The following is a 24,364-nucleotide window of genomic DNA, read 5'->3' as shown; positions in this document are numbered from 1 at the left end:
CCGCGGTTTACAGTGGGTTGAGCCGCCTTCTCACAGCGCGAGGATGGCGGGCACGGTGAGCACGGCGACGTAGTAGCCCATGAACTGGACCCCGGCGTGCATGCCGATCATCCGGTTGAACAGACCGCCGACGAGGCCGACGGTGAGCGTCACCCCCAGGGCGAGCAGTCCGCCTTCATAGAGGCAAATGACGCAGATGAGAGCTGCAAAGCCGGCGATGATCGCTTCGTGGGAGACCGACTTCATCACCCAGGTCGCCGCGCGGTGGGCGTTCGTCATCACGAAGGGGTAGGCGATGGCGACCGCGATGACGGCGGCGATCACGGAGAAGAGTGCGAACTGACCGGTCGTGAGCAGGTCGTGGAGATTATTCGTCGTTCCCGTCTCAGCATCGAGGGTGTAGACGGGCGGAGCGTTGAACAGCGGTCCTGCGGGACCGGCCGCCATCGGTGACAGGGGCAGGCCGATCGCGATGAGTGGGATGAGAGTCTCGGCGATATAGGTCGACTCTGTGGTCCCGTTGCGGACAGTGATGACGGTGGTGAGTCGTTCGTACCCGTTCTTGATCCGGCTTCCGACGATCTCGCCCATGAGCACAGCCATGGCCACGGGGGAGAAGACGAAGGTCGCGCTGGTGATCGCCGCTGAACCGCTGGTGTATGCCAGTTGCTTTCCGGTCAGCACTTTGAATGGGTTCGGCATCCTCGATCCCCCTGCAGGCCGGACGTCGGGAGCAAGATTGAATTCCCGCTTGCCCGACTGCTGCATCGAACGGCGTCCGGCGGGGGAGAGCGCAGCGAACAGGTCGAAGATGAGCGGCCCGGTGGCGATGCCGAGGAAGAACGACGTCGTGAACGTCGCCTCCTTCTGCTCCATGATGAAAGCCTGCAGGCCGACGATGAGCAGGACGAAGGGGATGAGCGCGGCGACTGCTGCGAGTCTGCCCTTCGAGGTGTAGGCGACGAGGATCGCTGCGGCGATGAAGATCCAGGGGGCGGCGGCTCCGATCGCCTCGGCGAAGGGAGTGAGCACGAGGGCGAAGACGATCGACAGAGGAACGGCGATGGCGACTGAGACAACACCGCCGGAGATCGCCTTCTGCAGCGCGATGTGAGGTATGCCGAGCGACCTCAGCAGCTGTGCTTCACGCAGCATCGGAACCGCCGTGGTGTCGCCGGGTATGCCCAGCAGAGTGGTCGGTACCGCGTGCGAGATGTGTTTGGCGATGATCGCCGCGAGGAAGAAGGCGATGACCCCGGAAGGTGGAACCCCGATGAGGATGACGAGGAGTGCCAGTGGTGCAACGATCGCGGTCTCATCAGTGCCGGAGATCAGTCCGATCCCGGTGAAGAGCACCCCCGCCAGAAGCGCCATTCCGATCGCCCACAGGATAGGTTCGATGAGTTCTGCGCTCATTGCTCCTTGCCCTTCTTCTGGGCCCGGGCCTCATGGTTGTCGACGAGGGCATCGAAAAGGCCGAGTGCTCGGACTTCGGCCTGGGTTGCAGAACCCAGCTCGCGCGGATCGCCGAGCTCTCCGTACTCCTCGACGATTTCGTCGATGACTTCCTGACGGTTGCGCGTATCGGCAGCCGAAGTCGTGATCACTCGCTTGGGCTTGAAGAGGAGTCCGGCGATCACGGCACCGACGATGCAGCCGACGATGCCGATGAGCAGGGCATAAGAGTGTCCGAGCGCCTCATCGCCGTTGGAAGCGAAGAAATGATCGGCGAGGAGGTAGGCCGGGACCGCGATCCCGACACCGATGGCGATCCCACCGATGAGATGTCTGGGGTCGACGGTGTCATTCCACACCTCAAGCAATTGCGGCATCGTTGCCTGCTTTCTGTCGGCCGACGAGTGTCGGGAACGTGAACGATCGAGCTATCGGCTGAGGACAGCCGAGGGTGTTGCGGACGGGAGCGGAGTGCCGAGCTGGTCGCTCAGCCACTGACTGGTGGCGGCCACCGCTTCGATGTCGACTCCGGTAGATATTCCGAGTCCATCGAGCATCCAGAGGAGATCTTCGGTGGCCAGATTCCCGGACGCGGTACGTGCGAACGGGCATCCTCCGATTCCTCCTGCCGATGCGTCGAACTGTCGAACTCCGGCCTGCAATGCGGAATAGACATTCGCGAGTGCCTGACCGTAGGTGTTGTGGGTGTGCAGGGCGACACTGTCGATCGGAATCCCGGCGCTGACCAGGCTATCAAGGACAGCGGTCACATGACCGGGGGTCGCCGTTCCGATCGTGTCGCCCAGCGAGACCGTCGTGCATCCTGCATCGACGAGGCGTCGAGCAGCGCTGGCGACGTCCTGCGGGTCGACTGCACCTTCCCAGGGGTCGCCGAAGACCATCGACAGATATCCGCGCACTCTCAGACCGGCTGTGGTCGCCGCCCGTGCCACCTCGAGGCCGCGCTCTGTGGTTGCCTGGAGCGAATCGCCGAGGTTGGCCTGCGAGAAGGACTCAGTGACGCTGAGGAATACTGAGACATCGACCGCTCCCGCGGCGATGGCATCGTCGAGACCGCGTCGATTCGGGACGAGCACGGGATAGGTCGCTGCAGAGTCGAGATCAAGGCCGTCGAGAACCGAACGGGTATCGGCCATCTGTGGAACCGCCCGTGGGGAGACGAAGCTTCCGGCCTCGATGGAGGTCAGTCCCGCCTCGGTGAGCCGATGAATGAGCTCGAGTCGCACGGGGACAGGAAGTGTGGTGGACTCTGCCTGCAGCCCGTCGCGAGGACTGACCTCGCAGATCGAAACATGAGAAGGCAGGGCAGGCTGCCGGAATAACTGGGGCAGATCCGTACTCACTGCGAACCTCCCGACCTGAGCTCATCGAGGATGGACTGCACACGATCGAACCGGAAGGCCTTCTCCTCAATCAGTCGATTGACGATGATCGTGGTCTCCTCGGCTGTCGCTCCGGCAGACGCGGCGAGGTTCTTCGCATGCAGGGACATGTGTCCGCGCTGAACGCCTTCGGTGGCGAGGACCCGCAGGGCGGCGAGGTTCTGAGCCAAGCCGGCGGCGACGACCATTTCGGCGAGATCTTGGGCGGTCGAGACCTCCGCGATCTGCAGAGCGGCGCGTGCAGCAGGATGAACCCTGGTGGCTCCGCCGACGAGTCCGACGGGTATCGGCATCTCGAGGGTGCCGACCAGGTCGCCATCGGCATTCTTCTCGAATGTCGACAGGGAGGAGTAGCGGCCATCGACAACCGCGTGGGAATGAGCTCCCGCTTCGACCGCGCGAGTATCGTTTCCGGTAGCGAGGACGACCGCCGAGATGCCGTTCATGATGCCTTTGTTGTGCGTGGCCGCCCGATAGGGATCGGCAGCCGCGAGCTCGTAGGCATGGAGGATGTTGTCGATGACCTCGTCCCCGCCGAGCAGGTCTCTGTCGAAGACTGCGCGTGCGCGGGACAGGCGACGGTCGGCCTTGTTGGTGAGGATGCGCAGCAGCGCGTCGCCTTCGGCGATGGCCGCCACGGTCCCGGAGACGGCTTCCGCCATGGTATTGACGGCGTTCGCCCCCATCGCGTCTCGGACGTCGACGAGGAGGTGAACGAGAACATAGGTCGCTGTCCTCGCTTCGACGAGACGGACCTCAAGGCCCTTGACCCCGCCGCCGACCTCGACGAGCTTGGGGTCCTGATCGTTCGCCAGGTCGATGATCTCTGCTTGGCGTTCAAGGATCCGTGTACGCGCGGCATGTGGATCGGCAACGTTGATGAGCTGGATCTGCGCCTGCATGACGGGTTCGGTCGAACTGGTGGAGAACCCGCCCTGGGGGCGAGCGATCCGGGCCGCATTGCTGGCGGCGGCGATGACCGAGGCTTCTTCGGTTGCCATGGGAACGAGCACGTCGGTGCCGTTGATAGTGAAGTTGGTGGCCACGCCGAGTGGCAGGGAGAACACACCGAAGACGTTCTCGCTGAGGTTGGCGGCGTCGTCCGGGCCGAAGGAGTCCGAATTGACCTGGGAGAACAGATCGACGTCAGTTCCGAGCACATCCGCGACGGCTGTCCTGCGCTCGTCGACCGGCATATTCCGGAAGTCGGCAATTCGGCTGGTCTCTGCCATCGTGTGTCTCCAGTCAGGTCGTCATCGGCCGACAACGGCTGTCGGCTCCTCCGCAGAGATCAGTCAATCACTGCGGACGCGACGGTCCTATGTCCGTTCCGGACAGACCTAGCGCTAGAAAACAGCTCCTTAGGACACACATTGCTACTAGGGCGACTTCAGCTTGTCCAGGCGCAGGGCGACTTGAAGGCGGAACGCCTGCTCCGGGGCCCTCCATTCCTCACCCAGCACCAGATCTGCTCTCTCCAGACGTTGCTTGACGGTGTTGACGTGGACAGACATCTGTCTGGCCGTTCTGCGGATGTTAAGTCCCGACTCGAAGTACTCCCGCAGTGTCGAGAGGAGTTCGGCCGAATGATGCCGATCCCAGCGGCGCAATGGGTCGAGCACCCGATCCATGAACGTGACCACCTGCTCCGGCGCAGTGCCGAACATCGCAGTGTAAGGAGCGAAGTCTTCGATCAGATGTACTCCCTGGCGGATGCCGAGCGAGTTGAGGATGCGGATGCACGACCACATCTCGTCCTCGGCGGTGCGCAGTTGGGTGCGTTCATAGTCGGTGTCGGAGATGACGATCAGCGAATTGTCGAAGGCACCTGACGCCTCGAACAGGGCATTGAGGGTCGGCCTTTCGCGATGCACGGCACTGGGGATGAGAATCGTGGTCCCCGGGGATCGCTGAGTCAGCAGAATGCGTGGTTCGACGCGGACGAGTCGCACTCCGATCCGGTCGACGCTGTCGATATCACCTTGAATGGTCATCAGCCTCCAGGGGCCGGAGAGACTGAAGCTGCTGGTTCGCGATCGGGCCTCGAGTTCGCTGAGGTCCCGTGTGCCGGCAATGATATCGACGGCGAGTTCTCCTCGGACCCGATTCTCGGCATCGGCCCGGGCTTGATCGTTCATTCGGATGAGAGCCAGTGATTGCGCTGCCTGAGCGACGATATTCGCATCGCCGGCCGCGGGATGATCGTTGAAGCGGACGAACAGTCCGCTGTGCTGACGGCGATGGGCAGCCACCGAGGCGACATACAGCTGACTGTCTCCTGTGACTTGCACGCTTCGCCCCGTCTCGCGGCTGTGTTTCAGCGCTGTGTGTATATCAGCGCTTGCCACTGTGATTTGCTCAAAGAAGTCATCGTCGTCGGGGAAGCTCGGAGAGTCGAGGCGTCCGCTGTCGACGACGAGCACAGTCGCGTCGAGCATTTCGGAGATGACGTTGATGACGGCCGAGACGCCTTGACCCTGCAGGACGAGCTGCGTCAGATGCTCCTCGACTTCGACGAGTCGTCGGAGGGTCCCCGCCTGAGCTGCCGCCGACTCCTCGGCTTCCGCAGAGGCTCGAGCCGCCTCTGCGAGATCTCCCATCAGACGCGCTGTCTTCAACACCACGGAGGCGTGGTCAGCAAGAGCCGACAGCAGAGTGATCTCGTCAGTCGTGAAGTCATGTGAGTAACGGTTGGCGGCGAAGAGTGCACCGAGCACTTCACCGTCGACGACCATCGGCACACCAAGAAGCGACTCCATGTGTTCGGCTTTCACTGCGGAGTCGACGCGTCGTTCGTGGGGCAGGCGAGTGAGGTCGTAGTTCGAAGTCCAATGTGCCGCGCGGTCGTGCACCACCTGGCCCGCGAGGCCGACCCCCGGAGGTACTCGAAGCTCCTTGAGCTTGGCCGATATCGCTCCTCGACTCGCCTGGACGCGCAGATCATCGGTGTCCGGATAGTACTGGGACAGATAGGCGATGTCGCATCCGATGAGTGTGCGGGCGCGGTCGACGAGTTTCTGCAGAAGCTTCTTGGTATCCCGGACCCGGATGAGTTCCGAGGCGCTTTCGAGCAGGGCTGAGCGCTCGCGGTCCTTCTGCTTCCAGCGGGCCAGGGTCGCCGAGAGGTCGGAGAAGGCATCGATGAGATCGGGGTGGTCACCGAAACGGTGGGCAGCAGCTGCTCGGTCGAACTCGGTCCCGCGGGAGACGGCCCTCACGACTTCGGCCACAGCGGATGCCGACACAGTTCTCAGACCACCATCAACCTCTGCCATGGCACCAGTCTCTCAGGCGGTGGGCACCGGAGCCACCGCCTCAGCTGTTGATACTCAACCGCCTCGTCGAAGACTCCGGTGTTCACTGCGGGGACTCACCCGGCGGCGGGGGCGCCCTCGTACTCCTGCTCGCGCACGATGGGCAGCTCGCACGTCGTCGACGCGACCTGCCGGTAGCCGGAGAGGAACGTGTCGAGGCGTTCGATCGCCTCGGTGAGCACCTCAACCGAGGGCAGGGTGACGAGGCGGAAATGATCGGGCTTGGGCCAGTTGAAGGCCGTGCCGTGAGAGACGAGGATCTTCTGTTCGCGCAGCAGGTCGAGGGCGAACTGTTCGTCATCGGTGATGCCGAACTTCTCGACATCGAGCTTCGCGAACATGTACAGCGCACCGTCGGCTCGGTGGGCCGAGACGCCGTCGATCGAGTTGAGTCCTTCGTAGGCGACCTGCATCTGCGCGCCGAGGCGGCCGGTCGGCAGGATGAGGTCGTCGATCGACTGCTTTCCGCCCAGGGCCGCTTGGATGGCGTGCTGGGCCGGAACGTTCGAGCACATGCGCATATTCGCGAGCAGTTTGATGCCCTCGAGGTAGCTGTGCGCTTCGTCCAGCGGTCCGGTGATCGCCAGCCAGCCGGAGCGGTAGCCGGCGACCCGGTAGGCCTTCGACAGTCCGGAGAAGGTCAGGCACAGAACATCGTCACCGGTGAGCGTGGCCATATTGACCAGTTCGACGCCGTTGTAGGTGATCTTCTCGTAGATCTCGTCGGAGAAGACGATGAGGCCGTGGCGGCGGGCTATGTCGGCGATCTTCTGCAGCGTCTCCTTCGAGTACACCGCACCGGTCGGGTTGTTCGGGTTGATGACGACGATTCCGCGGGTGCGCTCGGTGATCCGGGATTCGAGGTCGGCCAGGTCCGGCTGCCAGGCGTCCTCCTCCGCGCAGCGGTAGTGGACCGGGGTGCCGCCGGACAGCGCCACCGAGGCGGTCCACAGCGGATAGTCGGGGCCCGGCACGAGGATCTCGTCCTCCGGGTTGCACAGCGCCTGCAGGCTCAGGGTGATGAGTTCGCTGACCCCGTTGCCGAGGAAGACCTCATCGGTGCCGAGATTGTGGATGCCGCGGGTCTCGTAGTACTGGACGACGGCGCGGCGGGCGGAGAGGATTCCCCGCGAGTCGGAATAGCCCTGCGTCACGGGAAGGTTCGCGGCGATGTCCTGGACGATCGCCTCGGGGGCTTCGAATCCGAAGGGGGCAGGGTTGCCGATGTTGAGCTTGAGGATCGTGTGCCCGGCGGCTTCCATCGCCTGGGCCTCTTCGAGGACGGGTCCTCGAATGTCATAGAGGACATTGGCCAACTTCGACGACTGCCTGAACATGTGAACCGAAAAACCTTTCATACGACTGCTGCTATCTCCACGCTAGGACCCCCGCCGAGGTGGTTCTGACCAAACAGAGGCCCGTTTCCCAGACCTTTGATCGGTCCTGCGGACCGTTGTGAAGACCTTTTGCAGTTTGGTCTCACGATACTCTGGGAAACATGGCGGATGTGAAGCCGGGGCCCCGTCGGAGGGGGCGCCCGCGTAAGGAGAGCGGCAGTGATGCGCGAACGGCGATCACCGCTGCCGCCTCGGCCGAATTCGCCGAAAAGGGGTACGACAAGACATCCCTGCGCGGCATCGCCCGTCGTGCCCAGGTCGACTCCGCGCTCGTCCACCATTACTTCGAGTCCAAGGCCGGCCTCTTCGCCGAGGTGGTGAAGCTTCCCGTTCGACCCGACCACATTGTCCGCTCGGCATTGAACGTACCGGATGACCGCCTCGGCGAGTCTCTGGTGCGCACCGTGCTCGGCGCCTGGGAGCGCTCGAGTGTGAAGTCGATCGGGGTGACCGTTCTGCGCTCTGCAGTGAGCGACTCGGCGGCCGGTCGTCTGATCAGGCAGTTTCTGCTGCGTGAGCTCAAAGGGTCGGTGACGCGCAGGATCGAGGCCAGCGGAGTCGACAGTGCCGAGGCTGACATGCGAGCCAGCCTCGTCCTCACTCAGATGGCGGGCGCGCTCATTTTTCGCCACGTCCTCGACCTCGAACCCCTGGCGTCGATGTCGGTCGACGATCTCACTGCACGCCTGTCGCCCGCCGTGCAGGGCCATCTCGACGGGGTCAGCGACGCGAAGTGAGCCGAACGGCTCCAGCACGATTGCGCCTCACCAGCGGTGGGGCGGCAGTCATGAAATCTCTCCCTGAGAACCCTTGACCGAAGCGCCCTCGGGTGTCATATTCAGCACATGATGAATAATTCGGTGGAGGCACGAGGTCTGACGATCCGCAGGGGTCGAAAGACAGTGATCGACTCACTGGACCTCGAGTTGCCCAGGGGCGCGATCGTCGGGCTGTTGGGGCCCAGCGGCAGCGGAAAGACGACACTCATGCGGGCCGTCGTCGGGGTCCAGATCGTCGCAGGCGGACGGGTCCAGGTGCTGGGCCGACCTGCCGGATCGGCAGATCTGCGCCATCGAGTCGGCTATATGACGCAGTCGGCGAGCATCTATGACGACCTCAGCGTGCGGGCGAATCTGCGCTACTTCGCACGAGTGCAGGGCACTCCGAAGACCGATGTCGACCGAGTCCTCGAACGCACGGACCTGACAGGGCAAGCCGATCAGCTGGCACGGACGCTCTCCGGAGGTCAGGCCAACCGAGTGTCACTGGCCGCGGCGATGCTCGGATCCCCGGACCTGTTGGTCCTCGACGAACCGACCGTGGGTCTCGATCCTGTGCTGCGCAGTGATCTGTGGGACCTCTTCCGCGGCCTCGCCGAGGAGGGAACGACGCTGCTGGTCTCGAGCCACGTCATGGATGAGGCCACACGCTGTGACCGACTGCTGCTCATGCGGGAGGGCGCGATCATCGCCGATACGACACCGCGCGATCTGCTCTCCAGCACGGGGGCCGCCTCGGCGGAAGAAGCGTTCCTCGACATCATCGAAGCGGACACGACTGGAAGGGGATCTTCCGGGCGGAGCCGGCGATCGGGGACCCATCTGCTCTCGCGAGGCGGTCGCGTTGGCAGGGTCCGCGGCGCGGAAAAGGGAGGTCGGCGATGAACCCGATGCGCACTCTGGCGACAACGGGACGCGTCCTGGTCCAGATCCGGAATGATCCGCGCACGATCGCCCTGCTGCTCATCGTCCCGAGCCTCCTGATCGGCCTGGTGGCGTGGATCTTCGATGAGACCGAGGTGTTCGCCGATATCGGGCCGGCGATGCTTGCGCTCTTCCCGTTCATCGTCATGTTCCTCGTCACCAGCATCGCGACCCTGCGCGAACGCCGCAGCGGAACGCTCGAGAGGCTGCTGTCGATGCCGTTGGGGCGCGGTGACTTCATCCTCGGCTACACCTTGGCGTTCGGACTGCTTGCCGTCGTGCAGACGGCCGTGGCCGTCGGCTACGCGACCCTGGTGTGCGGTCTGGAGATCGAAGGGCCGGTCTGGCTGCTCTTCGTCGTGGCGATCGCCGATGCGCTGCTTGGTACGGCTTTGGGCCTGCTGGCCAGCGCTTTTGCACGTACCGAGTTCCAGGTCGTGCAGTTCATGCCCGTCTTCGTGTTCCCGCAGATCCTGCTCGGCGGGATCTTCCTCCCGCGTGATCAGCTGCCCGATGTGCTCGAGGTGATCGGCGACTGGCTGCCGCTCTCGCACGCGATCGATGCACTGGACGCGGTGTCGACCGGTGACGAGGACACCGCCTATATCTGGCTGAGAGTGCTCTTCATCGCCTGCTGGATCGTCGGCGCCGTCATCGTCGGTTCGCTCACCCTTCGGCGTCGGACGCCGTGAGACGGGGCGGGGCCTGGGGTGCCACGAGCTGAGGCATCAGTTCGCCGAGGACCCCATGGGCTCGGTGCCGTCACTGAGTTCGTGGGGTCGGCGACCGTCCCCGCGGACGAACGCGAGGTAGCACAGCCACAGGGCGAGAGCCCACAGCAGGCCGACCCACAGCGCCGGGCGCGAGTCGGGGACGATGCCGACCATGACCAGCACGAAGAGAATGAATGCCACGGTGAGCCAGGAACCGAGGGGCCATAAAGGCACGGGGAATTCGCTGGGCAGACGGTTCTCCCGGGTGATCACGCGTTTCATCCGAAGGTGGACGGCGAGGATGACCAGCCAGACCAGCAGCGTGGCGAAGGTGGCCAGTGCCCCGAGCAGGAACAGAGCCTGGTCGGGGTAGAGGTAATTGAGAAGCACTCCGACGAGCAGGGCGACGACCATGGTGATGACTGTCATCACGGGCACGCCATTGCAGGAGGTGCGGGCGAAGGACCGTGGGGCCTGCCCCTGTTCAGCCAGCCCATGGAGCATCCGGCCGGCGCCGTAGATATCGGCGTTCATCGCAGACAGCGCCGCAGTGATGAGGACGACTTGGAGGACGGCAGCGGCTGCCGTGAAACCGACGGAGTCGAAGATCGCGACGAAGGGACTGACGTCGGAGGTGATCTGGTTCCACGGCAGGATGCACATGATGACGCCGAGGGTGAGCACGTAGAACAGCAGGATGCGCACCGGCACCGAATTGATGGCTGCCGGGATCACCTTCTTCGGGTTCTGCGCCTCTCCAGCGGTGACGCCGATGATTTCGACGCCGCCGAAGGCGAACATGACAATGGTGAACGAAGTGAGCAGACCCCAGATCCCATTGGGGAAGAAGCCGCCGTGGTCGAACAGGGCCTGCGGTCCCATATGGTCGTGGTCGGCGATGCCGAAGCCGAAGATGATGATCGCGATGCCTGAGGCGATGAGGGCGATGATCGTGACGATCTTGATGAGCGCGAACCAGAACTCAAGCTCACCGAAGACCTTCACTCCGATCATGTTGATCGCCGCAATGAAGAACACCACGGCGAGCACCCAGATCCACCGTGGCACCTCGGGGAACCAGAAGCCCATGTACACGCCGATCGCGGTGGCGTCGAAGACGGCGACGAGGACCATTTCGAAGGCGAAGGTCCAGCCGACGAGGAACCCTGCGAACGGGTGGAGGTAGTGGGAGGCGTATTGGCCGAAGGAGCCGGAGACGGGGTGGCGGACGACGAGTTCGCCGAGTGCGCGCATGACCATGAAGACGGCGGCGCCGCCGATGATGTAGGCCAGAAGTACGGCAGGTCCGGCCGATTGGATCGACTCCGAGGAGCCCATGAAGAGGCCGGTGCCGATGGCCGAGCCGAGGGCCATGAAACGGATATGGCGAGCAGTCAGGCCTCTTTTCAGGCCTGCGTTCTCCCCGTGCTCGTCGGCTGAAACCATGGGTGTCCTTTACTCTCGACTGCCCGAGGCCACCCTCCGAACCCGCGTTCTGTCTCGGCCCCACGGCCATCTCAGAATCTCATATGGACAAGGAGGCAGTAGACGGACCCCTGAGCAAAGAGTCAGAGATCACTCAAGCCGTCTGCCTGTCACTGGCGAGCATTCCGAAGATGAGGGTGTCGGTCCACTCGCCCTTCGACCACCAGTCCTTGCGCAGATGTGCTTCCTCGCGCATACCGATCCTGCGAGCCAACTTCGCCGAGGCTGTGTTCCGCGAGTCCATCTGTGCGAATACCCGGTGGAGGCCGTAGTGATCGAAGGCGACGTTGAGGACGGCGATGGCCGCTTCGGTGGCGAAGCCGTGGCCGCTGGCGGCCGGATCGAGGATCCAGCCGATCTCCGCTTTCTCATCACTGCCGTCTTCGAGCCACAGCGCGATATCGCCGATGACGCGTGAGCCTTCAAGGGAATCGAGACCGTCGGCGGTCTCGATGACCAGCGCCAGGGTACGGGATTCGGTCTCGAGTCCAGTGCGGGTGAGGCGTTTGGCGATCTCGGTCTCGGCCACCTCGGGGGTCCAGGGATCTTGGAGGAGGAACCGGGAGACGTCCTCGCGAGAATAGATCGGAAGGTGCGCCTCGGCGTCGGTCTCGCGATACGAGCGCAGGCGCAGTCGGTCAGTGGTCAGCGGAAGTTCGATGGGCTGCATGGGCCCACTCTGCCAGGTCGACCTGTGCGGATGACGAACGACGCCGGTGATCGGCGCGGGTTCGCCTATAAATTGTGGCGCTCGGCTTCTCCCAGCGAACGGGGAAATTGCCCTCTGCGAAGATACCGAGCACAAGCGAGTCCAGATTCGCCTCGTTGACGAAGTCGATTGAGCCGGAGGGTTCCGAGCAGCGCCGGAGGCTGGGCACGGACGGGTGCGTGGATGAGGTGAGGGAGCGGACGGCCTCCAACCTACTCAGTACTCACGCAAAACGAGTGGAAGGAACATGAAGCGTCAGTTAACTCACTGTTCGGCCCGAGCATCGTCACTTCTTCAGCGCCTGACCCCACGTCAGCTTCGGACCCGACTTGAGGATCGAGCGTTCGAAGATCCTCGTGGCCAGCAGCAGCGCGAGCAGGGTGGTGACGATGAGGATGAGCAGAGACACCAGCGGCTCCCACCAGGCGATGGAGCCGAGGAAGACTCGCATCGGCACTGCCACCGCCGCGGAGAACGGAATGTAGGACAGCACCGCCATCACCGTTTCGTTCGACGAGAAGATGATGACGCCCATATAGGGCAGAAAGATGAGCATCATGATCGGCGTGCTCGTCGACGGCAGATCCTCGGTGCGCGAGACCATCGATGCCGCGGCCGCGTAGAGGGCGGCGACCATGACGAAGCCGACGATGAAGAGCGGGATGAACCAGGCGATCGGTTCGGCGACCTTGCCCAGCACCATGTCGTTTCCGCTGATGGCGGCACCCGCGAGGACCGCGACCGCGGTGAGCCCGATCTGCGCGAAAGCGAGGATCGTACACGCGATGACCTTGCCGAACATGAGCACCCGCGCCGAGGTGGACGCGAGCAGGATCTCGACGATCCGCGACTGCTTCTCCTCCACCACGGACGAGGCGATCGTGTTCCCGAACGTCATCGCCGCCATGAAGAACACCAGCCCGAGGCCGAGCCCGATGAAGTAGGTGAGAGCCTGGTCCGGGGCGTCGGGATCGAGGAGTTCGACCTCAGGAGTGAGACTGAGTGCGCCGATGAGCGATTCCGGTGCCGAACGCAGGGACAGCACCGCCACCCCGGTCGGCGAATCCTCCGATTCGACGACGGCGGATTCGACCTCCTCGGAGGTGATCAGGGCTGTTGCCTCGTCGACGTCATCGACGGCCACCGGTTCGATATCGTCGATCCCCTCGATTGCCTTCGCCCCCTCCGAGGTGACCGCCACCTTGTCCGTGGAGGAGAACAGTGAGGGCAGCGCTCCGGAGACCCCGACGAGTACGCCGAAGAGGACGATGCTCAAGATCATCGAGACCATGAAGGCCTTCGACTTCAGCCTGACCATGATCTCGCGTTCGATGACGAGTCCGATCGCGGTGGTGAATCCGGCCCGGCTGCTGCCGGCGCGGGCTGCTTGAGTGCCGTCGGCGGCGGTGGTCGTTTCGGTGGTGCTCATGCCTGCGTGACCTCCTGGAAGAGACGGTTGAGGGCAACGTCGTGCGGAGCGAAGGACGACACCGAGGAGACGGTGAGCGCTTTGCGCAGGACCGCCTCGGCGGCATCGGCATTCGGGGCCGTGAACCGGACCCAATTGCCGTCGAGCTCGATGACGGAGATATCGGGCAGACCACGCACCCAGCCGAGGTCGGCATCGGTCTGCAGCGTCCACTCGGGCAGACTGCGCTGCCGGCGCAGTTCCGCGGTGGTGCCTGCTGCGACGAGGCGGCCGTCGTTGATGATGACGAGATCGTCGACGAGGCGTTCGACGAGGTCGAGCTGGTGGCTGGAGAAGAGCACTGGGGCGCCGGAGGAGGCGAAGGCGGTGAGGACGCCGAGGGTGCGTTCGACGGCAGCAGGATCGAGGCCGGAGAACGGTTCGTCGAGGACGAGGGCTTGCGGGTCGTGGATGAGCGCCGCAGCGATCTGGACCTTCTGCTGATTGCCGAGGCTGACCGATTCGAGAGTATCGGTGGGTTCGCCCTTGAGGTCGAGCTGGTCGAGAAGGTCGAGGCCGCGCTTCATCGCCGCTTGGCGGGTGAGGCCGTGGAAGCGGGCGAGGTAGACGAGCTGATCGATGATCGGCATCTTCGGGTAGAGACCTCGCTCCTCGGGCATGTAGCCGATCACACTGCGGTGATGTGCGGTGATCGGATCACCGTCGACGAGGATGCGGCCGGAGTCCGCGGCGAGAACGCCGAGCAGGATCCGCATGGTCGTGGTCTTGCCCGAGCCGTTCGAGCCGACGAAACCGGTCATCCGGCTGTCGCCGATGTCGAAGCTGAGGTCGTGCAGCACCTGCTTGTCGCCGAAGCTGCGGTTGATGTTCTCCAAGGTGATCATGCTTCAACGCTATGTGAGGCGCGGTGCGAGCGGATCAGCCGCAAGGATGAAATCGAGACCCCTGTTGCCCGGCGCAGCCCAGTGCCGAGCGGCACCAGCCTCGGCGGCTTGATCAAACACCTGCGTTGGGTGGAGTTGGGAGCGTTCGCTGAGCAGATCGGGCAAATCCCCGCCGCGGAACTGCCCACACCGCCGTGGACCGACGCAGACCCTGAGGCTGACCTGCGGCTGGAGCCGGACGAGAAGCTGCACGATGTCATCGGTGCCTACCTGGAGGAGTGCGACCGCTCCCGAGAGATCGCCGCCCAGCACAGCCTCGACTACGTACCGCCGGGCGGAAAGTTGACGTTGCGGTGGGTGTACCTGCACCTGATCCTGGAGACCGGCCGGCACGCGGGACACGCGGGCATCGTGCGCGAGATGATCGACCACACCGTCGGCGACTGACTGCTCGCCGCGCGGCGGCGGCATAGGGTGGCAGCGAGAGGGAGTAGCGACGGCGCCAACGGCAGTGGCGACCTGTCTAGCCCCCGACCTTCGCCACGCCGTTCTCGTACGCCCAGATCACTGCGTGGATGCGATCGCGGATGCCGAGTTTCGACAGCAGGTTCGACACGTGGGTCTTCACGGTGGCCTCGCCGACGAATAGGTTCGCGGCGATCTCGGAATTGCTGGCCCCGGTCGCCACCAATTGCAGAACCTCGAGCTCGCGGTCGGTGAGGTGGTCGAGCTCAGGAGCTGTCGGCGTCGCAGGTTCCGGGGTGGACACGGATCGTTCGATGACACGGCGAGTGACCTCGGGGGAGAGCAGGCCGTCTCCGGCGGCCAAGGCGGTCACTGCGTCGATGAGCTGCTCGGCCTCGGCGGTTTTGAGCAGAAAACCACTTGCGCCGGCATCGAGTGCACGGAACAGGAAGTCGTCGCGGTTGAAGGTCGTGAGCATGAGGACCGCTCCGGCAGCGCCGCGGCGGACGATCTCCTCTGTCGCCTCGAGTCCGTCCATAACCGGCATCTGCACATCCATGCAGATGACATCGGGGGACAGCTCAAGGGCCTTGTCGATGGCGATCTGCCCATTCTCGGCCTCACCGACGACCGTGATGCCGTCCTCGCTTTCGAGGATCGTGCGGAAGCCGGTACGGACCATGGACTGGTCGTCGACGAGGAGGACTCGGGTCATAGGGATGCCTTTGCTGAACTGTCGGGGCGATTGTGGGCCTCGGGGGCTGCAGTTCCAGAAGTAGCTGAGTCGTCCGGGCAGACAGTGCTGCGCGGGTAAGGGATGCGAGCACGGACGAGCCAACCGCCGCGTGACTTCGGGCCGGCTTCGAGGCTGCCGCCGAGGGCGCTCATCCTCTCCCGCATACCGACGATGCCCAATCCCAGTCCTTCGCTCTGAGTTCGTCCCTCGGCTTCGGACCGGGCACCAGCGGAAACAGACGTGGCCGCACCGCCTGTCGGGCGCGAATCGCTGACCTCCACCTCGAGGTCGGTGCGACCGTAGCGCAGCCGTACGTCCACCTCGGCGCTGGCGCCCGCGTAGCGAGAACAGTTGGTCAGGGATTCCTGAATGACGCGATAGATCGACATCTCGGTGATCGGAGTGAGTGGGCGAGGCTCCCCGATCGTCGCGTACTCGACCGTTTGGTCGAATCGTCGGGCCGATTCGATGAGTTCCGGGAGATCGCCGAGGCTGGGGTTGCCCTTCGTTGATGCCGCCGTCGCATTGTCGGCGGGAAGGTCCGCCGCCTGGCCTCCCGGAGCGGTCGCGTTGTCCGTGGCCGCCGTGTCGTCGGTCGCCGAGTCCGTGTCACGCAGTGTGTAGACGAGGGCGCGGAGTTCGTCGACGGTCTCGCGGGTCGAGGATTCGATGACCTGGAGCGATTCCTTGGCTTTGGCGGGGTTCTTCTCAAGGCTGCGACGTGCGGCAGCGGCGTGGATTCCGACCCCGGCGATATGGTGGGCGACTCCATCGTGGAGTTCCCTTGCGATGCGTACGCGTTCGAGGTCGAGAGCCTGCCGGGTCAGCTGCTGCTCCTGCTCACGCACCTCCGCGTTGGCCGCGCGGAGCTCGGCCAACAGCCTGCGCTGCCTCCATGCGCGGTTGCCGAAGAGCCACGCTCCGCCGAAGAACGCGACGTTCGTCAAGAAAGACACTCCACCGGACGCAGCGAACTGCAGAAGGGTGAAGTCGCCGAGAGCCCGATACTGGACGGTCAGCGACACCGTGAAGAGGATCGCCATGCCGATGCACAGCAGCAAGCGCGACCAGAAGGCGACCTTGCGGCTGCGCTGCCACTGCCCGATCGAATAGATTCCCATGAACAGGACGATCTGGGAGACGCCGATTTCCATGGCGCTGTTGACTAGTGCTACCGAGTAGACGAGGCAGATTGCAAATGCGCTCTGAGTCGGAAACCGGCGCCGATACAACAAGGGTGCGGTGAGGAGGACGGATGCGAGGCAGCAAGCCCACAGAGGTGCCTTCAGAACCTGAATGCTGGAGGCGCTGTAGAGCACTGCGAAGAGCATTGACGACACGGCCAGGCCAATGACGATGTAGACATCGCTCTTGGTGGTTCGCACAGGTGCCTGATCCTCCGTCATCCTTCCAGCTTAGACAGTGCGGTGGCCTGCCGGTATCCGCCGCAGTGGGGAATTTGCGATGCAGTCTTCCCACCGCTGGTGGAGGAGGGGAGCCGACGATATCAGCGCTGTTTCTCGGCGACGACGACGGCCAGGTCCCGGTGCTGCCAGTGCACGCGGGTGGTCAGCTCCGCCTCGGCGAACCAGGTCAGCTGCTCCTCGAGGGAGCTGGGCGTGTCGTCGACCCAATCGATCGGTGTGACGACGTCCGCCGGATCGGCGGGCACGATGAGGTCACCGAGGACGAACCTCCCGCCGGAATCGAGCACCGCCGCGATGCGGGCGAAGAGGTCGGCCTTGCCGGGGCCGTCGAGATGATGGACGGAGAGCGTCGACATGACCAGGTCGAACGGCCCCTTCGGCAATGATTCTTCGAGGCGGCCCAGCTGCAACCGGGTGCGTTCCGGGTCAAGGGTCGACTCGGCAGCGGAGAGCATCTCGGAACTCGCGTCGATGCCGAGCAGCTCGGCCTCCGGGAGTGCCTCGAGGACGCGCTGTGCTGTCAGTCCGCTGCCGACGCCCAGATCGAGGATTGACCTCGGTGCCCCGGTGGCCGCCGCAGCTGCCACCTCGGTCTGCAGGCGCGGGTAATCGGGGATCTCCTCGGCCATGAGCGCCAGGTAGGTCTCCGGATCCCACTCGAAATCGGACATGTCAGCTCCTTCGCCGGTGCGACGAAGCCTACTCCTCGCGGCCCTACAGGTCGATGGCGACGATCGGATCCGTGGTCGGCTGCTTCGAACCGCCCTCGGGTTCGACGGTGATACCGAAGACGCTGCCGTCGGTGAACTTTTCGCCGGTGATGGTCACCGGCTCATCCGCCATCAGGCCGGCGTTTTCCGGGCCGTCGGCACCGATGACCCACATCTGCATCGACTTTCCGGCCGGTGGCTGTCCGATGTCTTTGGGGCTGAGGCGGATGAGCTGCTCGCTCTTGGAAGAGAGAACAGTGACAGAGCCGCCCTCGGGCAGCTTCTCGGTGTGCGTACGCAGATCACTGGCCTCCATGAGACGGGCAGAATCATCCAACTGCTGCTGAGTCGCGGCCAGCTCCTCTTCCAGGGCGTTCTGCCGCTGTTGCTGCTGCCAGAGGGTCCCGCCGAGACCGGCGGCGACAACGATCGCGGCCGCGGCCGCGACCCACGGCAACCAGGAGATGCGGCGAGGCTGTGGATCTCCTGCGCCTTCAGCGCGGGGGGCGGGCCTGCGTGCCTCTCGATGGTCGCTCAGCGACGTCGGTGCCGGCTGAGGATCGTTGGAGGCATCAGCGACGATGGGCGGAACCGAGGTCTCAACGGCCGGTGAGGCCTTCGCCTCGGCGGCTGACGACGTCTCCGGAGCCGGTTCCTGTGCCGGCTCCTGGGCGTGGTTCTCGGGGATCGACAGAATCGCCTCACGAGTCGAGGAGCTGACCTCGACTGGTTCATCGGACTCGGCTGCTTCGGCCATGACGTCGGAATAGGAAGCGACCTCAGCGCGGAAGTCGGCATCGGACTCGGCAAGTGCCTGAGCCTCGGCGAGCTCGGAGTCGCTCAGCCCGCCCAAGGCCAGGCCGGCGGCCAGATAATCACGATCGGTGCTCATCGACTCGCCTCCAACTCGTCTCGCAGCTTCTTCATTCCGTCTCTGATCCGTGACTTGATGGTACCCAGCGGCACCTTGAGATCCTCCGAGATCTGAGCGTGGGTCAGACCCTGATAGAAGGCCATGACGATCGGCGTGCTCTGTTCCTCGGGGAGGATCTTCAACGCGGAGACCGTGCGGTCCGACTCCGCCCGATCGATTACGGTCTGCTCGACTCCCTCAGCCGCCTCGGCGGAGGTGCGCAGCCCGTCGGCGAAGTCACGGTCCTGCTGGGACTGAACGCTGCGCACACAGTCGATGGCCCGTCTGCGACACAGGGTGACCAGCCATGCCCTGCCCGTTCCCCGGGCCGGGTCGAAGCCCGAACACCGCGTCCACACCTCGGTGAAGCATTCCTGCAGGACCTCCTCGGCGAGTGATCGGCTCTTGACGATCCGGAGGATCACGGCCATGAGGATGCGCGATTGGGTGGTGAAGAGTTCGTCGAACGCGGACCGATCGCCTGCAGCGATCCGCAGCAGCAGCTCACCGCTGGGATCCGATGCGGTGGCCGCTTCCGCCGAGGCGATTCCGGCGTCGGCAACGGCCGGTGGGTGGTTCTCCTGCCGGTCGGACCCCGGGGGTCCGTGCCGAAACGCCGTCGGATCGTCTGAACTCATTGACCAATCATGTCATCCCTCGGACTGCGCGTCGTGCCGCGTCCAGGGGGCAGGGGAAGACGACGGCGGCCGGGGCCCGATCGCGACTGCATTGATCGTTCCCCGGCCACCACCATTCGGTGTGTCGTCGTCACTTCCCGGGCATCATCACGGCGTCGACCATGTAGACCGTGGCGTTGGCGGTCTTGACGCCGCCGCAGACCAGTCCGGCATCGTCGAACTTCATGTCCTCGCCCTCACCGGAGATTGTGACCTTCGAGCCTTCGACGGTCTCGTGCTCACCGGCGATCTCATCGGGAGAGAGCTGACCGGGGATGACGTGGTAGGTCAGGACCTTCGTCAACATGTCCGAATCCTTGGCCAGGGCGTCGAGGTCGTCCTTCGGCACATCGGCGAAGGCGTCGTCGACCGGGGCGATGACGGTGAATTCGTCGCCGTTGAGGGTGTCGACGAGGTCGACATCGGGATTGAGCTTGCCCGAGACCGCCTTGGTCAGGGTTTTGAGCATCGGGTTGTTCGAGGCGGCGGTGGCCACCGGGTCCTGTCCCATGCCCTCGACAGAACCGGCCCCGTCCGGGTTCGCTTCCGCGTAAGCCGAGCAGCCCTTGCCGACGAGGTCGGAATCGGCCATGGAGGAGTCGGCGGACTCGTCGGGCATCTCGGACTCGCCCGAGTCAGCGGGCTGGGATTCGGAGCTGCCCGATTCCGAACCGGACTCCTCCCCGCCGGATCCGGAGTCCATTCCGCAGCCGCTCAGAGCCAGCAGGCCGATGGCGCCGGCCGAGAGGATGGTGGCGGTGCGTGTGCGAAGCAGTGTCTTCATTGTTCTTCTCCTAATCAACAGTGATGCGTATTCGCGCACAGCTGTGAAGTGATCTCCATTGCTCGCTGTGTACTGGGTATTCGGTGCGGTGCCCGGTTCGGATGGGTGGATGGGGAAGAAATATGAGAATTCCTTCGCCGAGGCGGCCCCGGAGGGACAGCTATTCGACGCGGAATTGGATGTGGTGGTGCCCGGTGGCCGAGTTCGGGATCGAATCTCGACGTTTCGACGTCTGCACGGTGCCGTCCTTGTCCGTGGCGCGCACGGTGACGGTATGGGAGCCCGCGGCCACCTCGGCGAATTCGGCCCGCCATTGCCGCCAGGTGTCGATCGTGACTTCCTCGGCGAGATCCGCCTGCGTCCACTCGCCGTCGTCGAGCTTGACCTCGACACGCTCGATCCCTGAACGCTGTGCCCAGGCGGTGCCGCCGACCCGGATGTCCCCGGCAGGGACCTTGGCCAACGGCTTGGGGACCTCGATGCGGGAAGCGACGAGGATGGGGGCTTTGGCATCCCACCCGCGGTCGGTCCAGTAGGCGGTCTTCTCATCGAAGCGGGTGACCTCGAGTTCGGTCACCCACTTCGTCGCGGAGACGAATCCGTAGAGTCCGGGAACGACGAGGCGGGCGGGGAACCCGTGGATCGGGGTGAGCGGTTCGCCGTTCATTCCCACCGCCAGGAGGGCCGCACGGTCATCGGTCAGTGCACCGATCGGGGTCGAGGCGGTGAATCCGTCGAAGGAGTGGGAGAGAACCATATCGGCCTGCGAGCTCGGGCGGGCTCGGGCGAGGAGTTCGCGGACTGGATAGCCGAGCCAGGTCGCATTGCCGACGAGCTCTCCGCCGACGGGATTGGATACGCAGGTGAGCGTGATGTGGTGCTCTTCGAGGGGCAGGTCGAGCACGTCGTCCATCGTCAGGGTGAGCTCGTTCTCGACCATGCCGTGGATGCGCAGCGACCACTGTTCGGGGTCGATGACCGGTGGTGAGAGGACCGTGTCGATGCGGTAGAAGTCCTTGGCCTCGGTGACGAAGGGGACCGTGCCGTCGACGCCGGTGCTCGCGGCCGCAGGGATCGCGGCCGCCTTCTTCGCAGGGGTGGGCAGAACGAGCTTGGCCACCGCGGCTCCGGCATCCTGAGCCAGCGAAGCAACGGTCTGGCCGGCGGCGATGGTGCCGGCCCCGATGGCGCCGAGGGCCCCGGCGAGGCCGAAGAAGCGACGTCGACTCAGCGGATCCGACGGCTGGGAGCCGCGGGCGATACTGGGGGCGATATCGGGACGGTCGGCCGCCTCGGCGAGGGTTTGGGGTGTTCCGAGGCGCAGCAGCATGACGAAGACCGCGATGCCGGCCGCGATGCCGATGAACGTGGGAATGACGTCGAAGGCACCCGCCTCGGGACGGATGATGATGACGATGACTGGGACGAGCCCGGCGACAACCAGCAGCCTCGTGGCCAGGCGCCGGCGGGAAACCGCCAGTGCTCCGATGAGCCCGGCGAGGACGATCGCACCGAGGCCGGTGGAGAGGACGAGGACGAGTTTGTCGTTGTCACCGAACAAGGCGATGACGGGTTTGATCGCCGCCGGGGGAGCCAGTGGGATGATCGCCTGACCGAGGGTGAGCAGAGGTGCGGCGCTCGGGGTGAAGGCACGCGCGATGAGGTCTGCGAGACCGAACATCATGAGTGCGGCGGCGATGCCTGCCACGACGCCGCGGAAACGGTGGGTTGCACGGGTTTTCCGATTCATAGTGATCATTCGGAGCCGCCGGGACGGCGGATGGGTCTGCGGGTTTTGTTACTGACCATTCACTGAAACGCCAGTGACCTTGTTGCGTGCCTGTCGTAGCATGGTGCAATGACTGAGAAACCCGGATACGCCCAGCCGCAGGCTCCGACCGGAGATGCGGATGAGCCGAAGAGCCCGAGTGCGCCGATCTACACCGCGAAGGTCGAGAACCTCGGCGGCACCTCGGGCGAGGTGCGCGTCGAAGACGGCCAGAACCTGTCCACCGCCCCGACCTCACGGGTCGAAGAGGGCAACAACCCGGAACAGTTCCTTGCCATGGCCTGGTCGACCTGCCTTGGTGAAACGCTCAAGGTCGTTCTCGCGGTCAACGAGATCGAAGCACTCTCACGTGTGCGCGTCGAGGTCGAACTGCACAACGAACCCTCCGGCAACGGCTTCTACTTCGCTCCGAAGGCGTTCATCTCCATCGAAGGGGTCTCGGACACCGACGCCGAGAAGTACGCTGCCCGCGCCCACGCTCGCTGCCCCATCTCCAAACTGCTCATGGGCAAGGGCACCCCGGTCGTCGAGATCGAACCGTACAAGAACCCGGACAACTTCCAACTCAGCTGAACCGGCTGAGCAGAGAACGAGAGGCCCCGACTGTCACGGTCGGGGCCTCTTCCGTCGGCACCTGCGCTTTACCTGTCGGACTCCGCGGCAACGTCGGCGGCGATCTGCGCCATCTGCATGGCCGCCTCGGCGGGGCGGATCAGCCATCCCACGTGGGACGACATGAGCGTGCGCACCCGGTAGGGATTGTCCGGGGTGAGCGCATCACCTTCGCGGATGAGGCGATCCTGCATCGCGGTCGGCACGCTCCGATCCTCGCCGAGGCGGACAAACGTACGCGGAATCGTCCCCCACGTGCCCGCCTGCGCCCGGTGTTCGGGCCCTCCCGCGTCGAGGTTCTCATCCGGCTGCAGTGAGTTCAGGAAGATGCGGAATTCGTCATCGCTGACGTCGGCGCAGAAGAGTGCTTTCAACCCGTCGAGGACTTCCAGGTCGGCCTGGCGGAAATTGCAGCGCAGCAGTCCCAACTGCCCGGGATCACCGGCCAGGGCCCGAGCGAGAGCCGCATTGTCGACGGTCTTCATTTCGGGTTCGGCATTGTATTCGGCGGCCGGGAGGTCCACCGGTGCCCATGCGGAGACATAGACCATGTGGTCGATGAGCTCCGGATGCGCATTCGCCAGCGCGGTCAATGTGGCCCCGCCGCGGCTGTGGGCGACGATGACCACCGGTCCGTGCTCCTTGGCACGGGCCGCCGCCTCGGTGAGAGCCCGGACATTGTCGTCGACGGTCACACCCCTGAGCGATCCCGGCTCCGAGGTGAACCGGGCGAGGTCCTGAGGCGCCTGATACCCGAGCGGGAAGGTGGCGGCGAAACCGTGACCCGGCAGGTCAACCGCAGCCGAGCGCACTCCGTGGAAGGCGAGTTCGGCCTGCAACGGGGCGAAAGAGAAGGAAGTGGCGAAAGCGCCGTGGACGAGGATGAGCGTCGGCTGCGTCATCTCCTCAGCCTAGCGGCCGCCTCGGCGATGGGGAACGGAACACCAGACAAATGGCTCACTGGATGTCGAAGCGGATTACAGTGGCTGGTAGGACGCTCGGCACCGGACCGGGCACGGAGCGACGAGACGAGCCGAGGTGGAGATGAACCTGCAGGAGTTCCTGTTCCTCGCCCTCGACCTCACCGGCACCTTCGTCTTCGCGGTCTCCGGAGTGCTGTTGGCCGCCCGCCGCGATTTCGATATCACGGGCGGGTTGGTGCTGGGCACGATGACGGGAATCGGCGGCGGCATGATCCGCGATGTGCTCCTCGACCGAGTGCCCAACGCCATCGGCCAACCGATCTACCTCGCCCCGCCGGTGATCGCGACCCTGCTCATCTACATCATCGGCTCCCACATCTCCCGGGCACGGATCTGGATCGTCGCCTTCGACGCGATGGGCCTCGGGCTCTTCAGCGTCACCGGTACGACGATCGCACTGTCCGCCGGGGCGAACTATCCGGCGGCGCTGCTCATGGGTGCGCTGACCGCGTGCGGCGGCGGACTCATGCGCGACGCCGTGGCCAGCGAGGATCCGGCGATCTTCCGCGGCACCGACCTCTACCTCATCCCCGCCCTGTTCGGTTCGGGGCTGACGATCATCGCCGAGGTGACCGGACTGTTGGGTGCCATCGCCTCACTCATCATCGCAGCCGCCGCCTTCGGGTTCCGCATGCTCGCCTGGAAGCTGCAGTGGCGGGTGCCGCAGCCGATGCGGCAATGGTCGTACCGGGACACCGGACGCCGGGTGAAGAAGAAGCTGCCGTCGGTGTTCCGGAAACCGGACTGAGGGTGTGGCCTGTGGGGCGGTCTCTGAC

The 24,364-nt window shown here is 64.6% G+C and carries 24 protein-coding genes; 6 read left to right on the top strand and 18 right to left on the bottom strand.

Annotated elements, in window-relative coordinates; translation table 11 throughout:
* Positions 1 to 30 precede the first annotated feature (30 nt).
* The 6 genes from GUY30_RS17235 to GUY30_RS17210 form a co-directional block, all read right to left on the bottom strand.
* Positions 31 to 1,416 (bottom strand): tripartite tricarboxylate transporter permease, encoded by a 1,386-nt coding sequence (locus tag GUY30_RS17235; protein WP_167200315.1) that lies wholly within the window; start codon positions 1,414 to 1,416, stop codon positions 31 to 33.
* Positions 1,413 to 1,832, bottom strand: a complete 420-nt coding sequence (locus tag GUY30_RS17230) for a hypothetical protein (RefSeq protein WP_167200311.1) — start codon at positions 1,830 to 1,832, stop codon at positions 1,413 to 1,415. The genes GUY30_RS17235 and GUY30_RS17230 overlap by 4 nt, the downstream gene beginning before the upstream one ends.
* A gap of 51 nt (positions 1,833 to 1,883) precedes the next feature.
* Entirely contained in the window at positions 1,884 to 2,819 is a 936-nt protein-coding gene (locus GUY30_RS17225; RefSeq protein ID WP_167200309.1) for a hydroxymethylglutaryl-CoA lyase, read from the bottom strand.
* Positions 2,816 to 4,090, bottom strand: a complete 1,275-nt coding sequence (locus GUY30_RS17220; protein ID WP_167200306.1) for a hydroxymethylglutaryl-CoA reductase, degradative — start codon at positions 4,088 to 4,090, stop codon at positions 2,816 to 2,818. Before GUY30_RS17220 ends, GUY30_RS17225 begins: the two co-directional genes overlap by 4 nt.
* 147 nt (positions 4,091 to 4,237) lie before the next feature.
* Positions 4,238 to 6,133, bottom strand: coding sequence for a helix-turn-helix domain-containing protein (locus GUY30_RS17215; protein ID WP_167200303.1), 1,896 nt, complete (start codon positions 6,131 to 6,133; stop codon positions 4,238 to 4,240).
* A 95-nt stretch (positions 6,134 to 6,228) separates the two neighbouring features.
* Positions 6,229 to 7,509, bottom strand: a complete 1,281-nt coding sequence (locus GUY30_RS17210; RefSeq protein ID WP_208091451.1) for a pyridoxal phosphate-dependent aminotransferase — start codon at positions 7,507 to 7,509, stop codon at positions 6,229 to 6,231.
* A 161-nt stretch (positions 7,510 to 7,670) separates the two neighbouring features.
* On the opposite strand from GUY30_RS17210, the gene GUY30_RS17205 reads away from it, so the two are divergent.
* The 3 genes from GUY30_RS17205 (at position 7,671) to GUY30_RS17195 (ending at position 9,964) form a co-directional block, all read left to right on the top strand.
* Positions 7,671 to 8,306, top strand: a complete 636-nt coding sequence (locus GUY30_RS17205) for a TetR/AcrR family transcriptional regulator (RefSeq protein ID WP_167200297.1) — start codon at positions 7,671 to 7,673, stop codon at positions 8,304 to 8,306.
* Between the two features lie 165 nt (positions 8,307 to 8,471).
* Positions 8,472 to 9,233 carry an ABC transporter ATP-binding protein gene (locus GUY30_RS17200; protein WP_407645291.1) on the top strand — a complete coding sequence of 254 codons (762 nt, stop codon included), beginning with the start codon at positions 8,472 to 8,474 and terminating at the stop codon, positions 9,231 to 9,233.
* A complete protein-coding gene (locus GUY30_RS17195; protein WP_062240557.1) occupies positions 9,230 to 9,964 on the top strand; it encodes an ABC transporter permease in 735 nt (244 codons plus the stop codon). The genes GUY30_RS17200 and GUY30_RS17195 overlap by 4 nt, the downstream gene beginning before the upstream one ends.
* Before the next feature lie 36 nt (positions 9,965 to 10,000).
* On the opposite strand, the gene GUY30_RS17190 is transcribed toward GUY30_RS17195, so the two are convergent.
* The 4 genes from GUY30_RS17190 to GUY30_RS17175 all read right to left on the bottom strand — a co-directional run bounded on the left by GUY30_RS17190 (position 10,001) and on the right by GUY30_RS17175 (position 14,492).
* Positions 10,001 to 11,431 carry an amino acid permease gene (locus tag GUY30_RS17190; protein ID WP_167200291.1) on the bottom strand — a complete coding sequence of 477 codons (1,431 nt, stop codon included), beginning with the start codon at positions 11,429 to 11,431 and terminating at the stop codon, positions 10,001 to 10,003.
* Between the two features lie 133 nt (positions 11,432 to 11,564).
* The gene (locus GUY30_RS17185; RefSeq protein ID WP_167200287.1) at positions 11,565 to 12,140 is read right to left on the bottom strand and encodes a GNAT family N-acetyltransferase; all 576 of its coding nucleotides are present in this window, start codon (positions 12,138 to 12,140) and stop codon (positions 11,565 to 11,567) included.
* Positions 12,141 to 12,465: 325 nt separating this feature from the next.
* A complete protein-coding gene (locus GUY30_RS17180; RefSeq protein ID WP_167200284.1) occupies positions 12,466 to 13,608 on the bottom strand; it encodes an ABC transporter permease in 1,143 nt (380 codons plus the stop codon).
* Entirely contained in the window at positions 13,605 to 14,492 is an 888-nt protein-coding gene (locus tag GUY30_RS17175) for an ABC transporter ATP-binding protein (RefSeq protein WP_167200281.1), read from the bottom strand. Before GUY30_RS17175 ends, GUY30_RS17180 begins: the two co-directional genes overlap by 4 nt.
* On the opposite strand from GUY30_RS17175, the gene GUY30_RS17170 reads away from it, so the two are divergent.
* Positions 14,439 to 14,939 (top strand): DinB family protein, encoded by a 501-nt coding sequence (locus tag GUY30_RS17170; RefSeq protein WP_208091450.1) that lies wholly within the window; start codon positions 14,439 to 14,441, stop codon positions 14,937 to 14,939. The two genes, GUY30_RS17175 and GUY30_RS17170, sit on opposite strands and share 54 nt — an antisense overlap.
* A 76-nt stretch (positions 14,940 to 15,015) precedes the next feature.
* On the opposite strand, the gene GUY30_RS17165 is transcribed toward GUY30_RS17170, so the two are convergent.
* The 7 genes from GUY30_RS17165 to GUY30_RS17135 form a co-directional block, all read right to left on the bottom strand.
* Entirely contained in the window at positions 15,016 to 15,672 is a 657-nt protein-coding gene (locus tag GUY30_RS17165; protein ID WP_167200278.1) for a response regulator, read from the bottom strand.
* On the bottom strand, positions 15,669 to 17,099 hold the full coding sequence (locus GUY30_RS17160; protein WP_167200275.1) for a sensor histidine kinase: 1,431 nt from the start codon (positions 17,097 to 17,099) through the stop codon (positions 15,669 to 15,671). Before GUY30_RS17160 ends, GUY30_RS17165 begins: the two co-directional genes overlap by 4 nt.
* A 101-nt stretch (positions 17,100 to 17,200) precedes the next feature.
* The gene (locus tag GUY30_RS17155) at positions 17,201 to 17,791 is read right to left on the bottom strand and encodes a class I SAM-dependent methyltransferase (RefSeq protein WP_167200272.1); all 591 of its coding nucleotides are present in this window, start codon (positions 17,789 to 17,791) and stop codon (positions 17,201 to 17,203) included.
* Between the two features lie 43 nt (positions 17,792 to 17,834).
* Entirely contained in the window at positions 17,835 to 18,722 is an 888-nt protein-coding gene (locus tag GUY30_RS17150; protein WP_167200269.1) for an anti-sigma factor, read from the bottom strand.
* A complete protein-coding gene (locus GUY30_RS17145; RefSeq protein ID WP_167200266.1) occupies positions 18,719 to 19,381 on the bottom strand; it encodes a sigma-70 family RNA polymerase sigma factor in 663 nt (220 codons plus the stop codon). Before GUY30_RS17145 ends, GUY30_RS17150 begins: the two co-directional genes overlap by 4 nt.
* A gap of 130 nt (positions 19,382 to 19,511) precedes the next feature.
* Positions 19,512 to 20,204, bottom strand: coding sequence for a fasciclin domain-containing protein (locus tag GUY30_RS17140; RefSeq protein ID WP_228281513.1), 693 nt, complete (start codon positions 20,202 to 20,204; stop codon positions 19,512 to 19,514).
* A gap of 160 nt (positions 20,205 to 20,364) precedes the next feature.
* Positions 20,365 to 21,954 (bottom strand): molybdopterin-dependent oxidoreductase, encoded by a 1,590-nt coding sequence (locus GUY30_RS17135; RefSeq protein WP_228281511.1) that lies wholly within the window; start codon positions 21,952 to 21,954, stop codon positions 20,365 to 20,367.
* A gap of 108 nt (positions 21,955 to 22,062) precedes the next feature.
* Between GUY30_RS17135 and GUY30_RS17130 the strand changes: the two genes are divergently transcribed.
* The gene (locus GUY30_RS17130; protein WP_167200263.1) at positions 22,063 to 22,566 is read left to right on the top strand and encodes an OsmC family protein; all 504 of its coding nucleotides are present in this window, start codon (positions 22,063 to 22,065) and stop codon (positions 22,564 to 22,566) included.
* Positions 22,567 to 22,634: 68 nt separating this feature from the next.
* Here GUY30_RS17130 and GUY30_RS17125 read toward each other — a convergent pair whose 3' ends face one another.
* The gene (locus tag GUY30_RS17125; RefSeq protein ID WP_167200258.1) at positions 22,635 to 23,507 is read right to left on the bottom strand and encodes an alpha/beta hydrolase; all 873 of its coding nucleotides are present in this window, start codon (positions 23,505 to 23,507) and stop codon (positions 22,635 to 22,637) included.
* Between the two features lie 142 nt (positions 23,508 to 23,649).
* On the opposite strand from GUY30_RS17125, the gene GUY30_RS17120 reads away from it, so the two are divergent.
* Positions 23,650 to 24,336, top strand: a complete 687-nt coding sequence (locus tag GUY30_RS17120) for a trimeric intracellular cation channel family protein (protein WP_167200255.1) — start codon at positions 23,650 to 23,652, stop codon at positions 24,334 to 24,336.
* Positions 24,337 to 24,364: the final 28 nt, after the last annotated feature.

The organism is Brevibacterium pigmentatum, assembly GCF_011617465.1.
GTDB lineage: Bacteria > Actinomycetota > Actinomycetes > Actinomycetales > Brevibacteriaceae > Brevibacterium > Brevibacterium pigmentatum.
Note: the sequence above shows the minus strand (reverse complement) of the source record. Positions and strands in the feature narration are given on the sequence as shown.

Excerpts from the sequence above, each read along its gene's own strand:
- GUY30_RS17235 (WP_167200315.1), bottom strand. The coding sequence starts at position 1,416 with ATGAGCGCAGAACTCATCGAACCTATCCTGTGGGCGATCGGAATGGCG.
- GUY30_RS17230 (WP_167200311.1), bottom strand. The coding sequence starts at position 1,832 with ATGCCGCAATTGCTTGAGGTGTGGAATGACACCGTCGACCCCAGACAT.
- GUY30_RS17220 (WP_167200306.1), bottom strand. The coding sequence starts at position 4,090 with ATGGCAGAGACCAGCCGAATTGCCGACTTCCGGAATATGCCGGTCGAC.
- GUY30_RS17215 (WP_167200303.1), bottom strand. The coding sequence starts at position 6,133 with ATGGCAGAGGTTGATGGTGGTCTGAGAACTGTGTCGGCATCCGCTGTG.
- GUY30_RS17210 (WP_208091451.1), bottom strand. The coding sequence starts at position 7,509 with ATGTTCAGGCAGTCGTCGAAGTTGGCCAATGTCCTCTATGACATTCGA.
- GUY30_RS17205 (WP_167200297.1), top strand. The coding sequence starts at position 7,671 with ATGGCGGATGTGAAGCCGGGGCCCCGTCGGAGGGGGCGCCCGCGTAAG.
- GUY30_RS17195 (WP_062240557.1), top strand. The coding sequence starts at position 9,230 with ATGAACCCGATGCGCACTCTGGCGACAACGGGACGCGTCCTGGTCCAG.
- GUY30_RS17190 (WP_167200291.1), bottom strand. The coding sequence starts at position 11,431 with ATGGTTTCAGCCGACGAGCACGGGGAGAACGCAGGCCTGAAAAGAGGC.
- GUY30_RS17185 (WP_167200287.1), bottom strand. The coding sequence starts at position 12,140 with ATGCAGCCCATCGAACTTCCGCTGACCACTGACCGACTGCGCCTGCGC.
- GUY30_RS17180 (WP_167200284.1), bottom strand. The coding sequence starts at position 13,608 with ATGAGCACCACCGAAACGACCACCGCCGCCGACGGCACTCAAGCAGCC.
- GUY30_RS17175 (WP_167200281.1), bottom strand. The coding sequence starts at position 14,492 with ATGATCACCTTGGAGAACATCAACCGCAGCTTCGGCGACAAGCAGGTG.
- GUY30_RS17165 (WP_167200278.1), bottom strand. The coding sequence starts at position 15,672 with ATGACCCGAGTCCTCCTCGTCGACGACCAGTCCATGGTCCGTACCGGC.
- GUY30_RS17160 (WP_167200275.1), bottom strand. The coding sequence starts at position 17,099 with ATGACGGAGGATCAGGCACCTGTGCGAACCACCAAGAGCGATGTCTAC.
- GUY30_RS17155 (WP_167200272.1), bottom strand. The coding sequence starts at position 17,791 with ATGTCCGATTTCGAGTGGGATCCGGAGACCTACCTGGCGCTCATGGCC.
- GUY30_RS17150 (WP_167200269.1), bottom strand. The coding sequence starts at position 18,722 with ATGAGCACCGATCGTGATTATCTGGCCGCCGGCCTGGCCTTGGGCGGG.
- GUY30_RS17145 (WP_167200266.1), bottom strand. The coding sequence starts at position 19,381 with ATGAGTTCAGACGATCCGACGGCGTTTCGGCACGGACCCCCGGGGTCC.
- GUY30_RS17140 (WP_228281513.1), bottom strand. The coding sequence starts at position 20,204 with ATGAAGACACTGCTTCGCACACGCACCGCCACCATCCTCTCGGCCGGC.
- GUY30_RS17135 (WP_228281511.1), bottom strand. The coding sequence starts at position 21,954 with ATGAATCGGAAAACCCGTGCAACCCACCGTTTCCGCGGCGTCGTGGCA.
- GUY30_RS17130 (WP_167200263.1), top strand. The coding sequence starts at position 22,063 with ATGACTGAGAAACCCGGATACGCCCAGCCGCAGGCTCCGACCGGAGAT.
- GUY30_RS17125 (WP_167200258.1), bottom strand. The coding sequence starts at position 23,507 with ATGACGCAGCCGACGCTCATCCTCGTCCACGGCGCTTTCGCCACTTCC.
- GUY30_RS17120 (WP_167200255.1), top strand. The coding sequence starts at position 23,650 with ATGAACCTGCAGGAGTTCCTGTTCCTCGCCCTCGACCTCACCGGCACC.